Source organism: Streptomyces flavofungini, from assembly GCF_041028215.1.
Classification (GTDB): Bacteria; Actinomycetota; Actinomycetes; order Streptomycetales; family Streptomycetaceae; genus Streptomyces; species Streptomyces flavofungini_B.
Genome location: NZ_JASKYR010000820.1, coordinates 1 through 3337 on the forward strand (window position 1 = coordinate 1; position 3337 = coordinate 3337).

Below are 3337 nucleotides of genomic sequence, written 5' to 3' on the forward strand. Positions count from 1 at the left end.
GCCGGGGGCGAAGGAGACGGAACTGCCGAGCGGCCTGTCGGGGCCGGGCCCGGTCTTGGGGTCCGGCTTGGTCCCGGCGTCCGGCTCGCCGCCGGGCTTCGCGCCGGGGTCCGCGGGGTCCGTGCCGGGGGCGGTCCCCGCGGCACCGGGGCCGTTGCTCTCCGGCTCCAGAAGGGCCAGGTCCTCCACCGACTTGAAGGGCTTGGCGCCCGGCGGATCGGCGGGCTCCTCGCCGTACCCGGCGACGATCGCCTGCCAGGCCGCCTCCTCGTCCAGCGGCACTCCGTCGCGGGGTGCCTTGCCCTCCTCCGGCTCCTCGCGGCTCTCTTCGCGGTCAGCCTCGTGCTCAGCCACCGGTGGCCGTCCCTTCCTTGCCGACGCTGGGGGCGATCCGGCCGATGAACGCGTAGCTCTCCTCGAAGATCCGGTCCGCGTCATGGTCCAACGTCGCCACGTGGTAGCTCTGTTCCAGCAGGATCTCCGTGACGTCCGTGGAGGAGACGCGGCCGAGGACACGGGCGGAGTCGGCGGCGGGCACGACGTGGTCCCTGGGGCTGTGCAGCAGCAGCAGCGGCTGGGTCACCTGGGGCAGCTCCCCGTCGACCAGGCGGAAGAAGGTGCGCATGGAGTGCGCGGCGTGCAGCGGGACCCGGTCGTAGCCGATCTCGGCCGAGCCCTCTTTCGCGATGTCGCTCGCGATGCCCTTCGTGGTCCGCACGACGTGCCGGACGAACGGGAGCGCGTACGGAGCGAGGCCGTGCAGTTTGTTCGCCGGGTTGACCAGGACCAGGCCCGCGACCGCGTCGCCGTGCTTCGCGGCCAGGCGCAGGCTCAGCGTGCCGCCCATGGAGAGGCCGAAGACGAAGACGCGCGTGCACCGCTCCAGGAGGGCGCGCAGCTCGCGGTCGACCTCGGCATACCAGTCCTGCCAGCCGGTGACCTGCATGTCCTCCCAGCGGGTGCCATGGCCGGGCAGCAGCGGCAGCGAGACGGTGAGGCCGCGCTCCGCCAGATACTCGGCCCAGGGGCGCAGCGACTGCGGGGATCCGGTGAAGCCGTGGCAGAGCAGGACGCCGACCTCGCCGCCTTCGTGGCGGTACGGCTCGGCTCCGGGGAGGACCGGCACCTTCGGTCTCCTTCGTGAGATGGGGGAGTACTTCACCGTACGCGACCGGACTGACACCGGCCAGGGCCGTCGGGCCCCTGGACGGCACACCGGGTTAAGGTCTGATCCACAGAAACAGGAGGCACTCGGTTTGATCTACGGCGCAATGAAGGTTGCCATCGGAGGGCCGCTGAAGCTCGGCTTCAGGCCCTGGGTGGAGGGCCTTGAGAACGTCCCCGCCGAGGGTCCCGCCATTCTGGCGAGCAACCACCTCTCGTTCTCGGACTCCTTCTTCCTCCCCGCGGTCCTCGACCGCAAGGTCACCTTCATCGCCAAGGCGGAGTACTTCACCTCGCCCGGAGTGAAGGGCAAGCTCACCGCCGCCTTCTTCAAGGGCGTCGGCCAGCTCCCCGTGGACCGCTCCGGCGGACGCGGCGCGGGCGAGGCGGCCATCAGGAGCGGCATCGAGGTGCTGGAGCGCGGCGAGCTCTTCGGCATCTACCCCGAGGGCACGCGCTCGCCCGACGGACGCCTCTACCGGGGCAAGCCCGGCGGCCTCGCGCGCGTGGCGCTCGCCACCGGGGCGCCCGTGCTCCCCGTGGCGATGATCGACACCGAGAAGATCCAGCCGCCCGGCAAGGTGATGCCGAAGCTGATGCGGCCCGGCATCCGCATCGGCGAGCCGCTGGACTTCCGGCGCTACCAGGGCATGGAGCAGGACCGCTTCGTGCTGCGGGCGCTGACCGACGAGGTCATGTACGAGATCATGAAGCTCTCCGGCCAGGAGTACGTCGACATGTACGCGACGGCCGCCAAGCGCCAGATCTCCGAGGCCGCGAAGGCCGCCAAGGCGAGCGAGAAGGCCGCGGAGAAGGCGGCCGACAAGGCCCCGGAGAAGTCGGCGGAGAAGGCGGCCGAAGGGGAACGGCCCGGCGCCTAGCCGCGTCCGTTCAGGGGTGGGGACACGGGGGACGGGGCACATGGCGAGACGCGAACGGGTCATGCGGATGTCGGTCGAGCAGCCGCTCTGGCGCGCGCTCAGCGGCTACCGCGTCCTGACCATGCTGTACGCGATCGGGCTCTTCGGGACCGCCCACCAGCAGCCCGACCACCCCTGGGTGGCCATCTCCTACTTCGCGGTCCTCGCCGTCTGGACCCTCGGCACGCTGCCCCGCGTCGCGAACGCCGCGAGCTGCACCAGGGGCTTCCTCGTCTGCGACCTGACCATCGCCCTCGTCGGCATCCTGATCACGCCGCTCGCCGACTCGCACGAGCGGATCGTCAACGGCGGTCCGACCCTGCCCTCCATATGGACCGCCGGCGCCGTCCTCGCGTACGCGATCAAGGGCGGCTGGCGGTGGGCGGCCTTCGCCTCGCTGCTCGTGGGCGTCGCCAATGTGGTGCAGCGCGGCGCGTTCAGCCGCGACACGGTCCACAACGTCCTGCTGGTCTGCATCGCCTCCATCGCCATCGGCTACGTGGTGGAGGTGGCCCGCGCCTCCGAGCGCACCCTGGCCCGCGCCCTGGAGATCGAGGCCGCGACCCGTGAGCGGGAGCGCCTGGCCCGCGACATCCACGACAGCGTCCTCCAGGTCCTCGCCATGGTGCAGCGGCGCGGCACCGCCATCGGCGGCGAGGCCGCGGAGCTCGGACGCCTCGCGGGCGAGCAGGAGGTGGCGCTGCGCACCCTGGTCACCGCGGGCCTCGTCCCCGCCTCCTACGCCTCGGAGGACGCCTCGCAGGGTGCCCTGGTCCGCGCGGTGGAGGAACCGGACGAGCGCGGGGACGGGCAGGACGCGGCGCCGCGCGACCTGCGCCCGCTGCTCGCCGTGCACGCGGGCTCACGGGTGACGCTCTCCGAGCCGGGGGCCCCGGTGCGGCTCGCCCCGCACGCGGCCCGGGAGCTCGCCGCCGCCGTCGGCGCCGCCCTGGACAACGTCCGCGGCCACGCCGGGCCCGGCGCGCACGCCTGGATCCTGGTCGAGGACGAGCCGGACGAGGTGATCGTCACCGTGCGGGACGACGGCCCCGGCATCCCCGAGGGCCGCCTCGCGGAGGCCGAGGGCGAGGGCAGGCTCGGGGTCGCCCAGTCGATCCGCGGACGGCTCAGGGACATCGGCGGCACGGCCGAGCTGATCTCGGTGCCCGGCCAGGGCACGGAAGTGGAACTGAGGGTCCCGCGCTGAGCGGCGCGGGACGGCACGACGTACGGCAGCACCCACGGGGGAAGGC

Annotated in this window: 3 protein-coding genes and 1 pseudogene; 2 read left to right on the forward strand and 2 right to left on the reverse strand. The window is 72.8% G+C overall.

The window, feature by feature from the left end:
- A pseudogene (locus AB8Z36_RS34985) lies at positions 1 to 354 on the reverse strand (hypothetical protein); the annotation flags it as partial.
- The gene (locus AB8Z36_RS34990) at positions 347 to 1126 is read right to left on the reverse strand and encodes an alpha/beta hydrolase (protein WP_369217418.1); all 780 of its coding nucleotides are present in this window, start codon (positions 1124 to 1126) and stop codon (positions 347 to 349) included. The pseudogene AB8Z36_RS34985 and the gene AB8Z36_RS34990, both read right to left, overlap by 8 nt.
- Before the next feature lie 133 nt (positions 1127 to 1259).
- Between AB8Z36_RS34990 and AB8Z36_RS34995 the strand changes: the two genes are divergently transcribed.
- Both AB8Z36_RS34995 and macS read left to right on the forward strand, forming a co-directional pair.
- A complete protein-coding gene (locus AB8Z36_RS34995; RefSeq protein ID WP_369217420.1) occupies positions 1260 to 2045 on the forward strand; it encodes a lysophospholipid acyltransferase family protein in 786 nt (261 codons plus the stop codon).
- Between the two features lie 40 nt (positions 2046 to 2085).
- On the forward strand, positions 2086 to 3291 hold the full coding sequence (gene macS / locus AB8Z36_RS35000; protein ID WP_369217419.1) for a MacS family sensor histidine kinase: 1206 nt from the start codon (positions 2086 to 2088) through the stop codon (positions 3289 to 3291).
- Positions 3292 to 3337 lie beyond the last annotated feature (46 nt).